This window comes from Peribacillus sp. SIMBA_075, from assembly GCF_046534585.1.
The window spans coordinates 1-317 of the sequence record NZ_JAWRYN010000314.1 but is presented as its reverse complement, the minus strand read 5'-3'; the positions used below and the strand labels follow the sequence as shown (position 1 = coordinate 317).

The window sequence follows — 317 nt, the reverse complement described above, 5'->3', positions numbered from 1 at the left end:
AAGAAATCAATTACCATTTTTTCTTCTGGACTCGGGTTTTCTAAGTCTCCTCCGATGATGAGAAGATTGTGAGTGTCTGAGAGCTTGGAATTTGCCCACGCTTTAACCAGTTCCATCTGCCCTTTTAACACGGCCAATCTTCCGACGTTTAAGATGACAGGCTTTTCAAAGAAAGCTTTATTTGTTTCACTCCACTTCACAAGTGAGTTAGGAGAGTTCGCGATGTCTTCTGCATCCATCGCTTGAGCGGTGTGTATGCCTTCACCGATCATTTTGATTTTTCTACTTACAGCCTCGTCCTGAAATTGAGGGAAATA

General features: G+C 42.6%; 1 protein-coding gene. It reads right to left on the bottom strand.

Annotated elements, in window-relative coordinates; translation table 11 throughout:
* Positions 1 to 317, bottom strand: a 317-nt coding sequence (locus SB775_RS28380) for a hypothetical protein (protein ID WP_410864510.1), incomplete at both ends; no start/stop codon positions are given.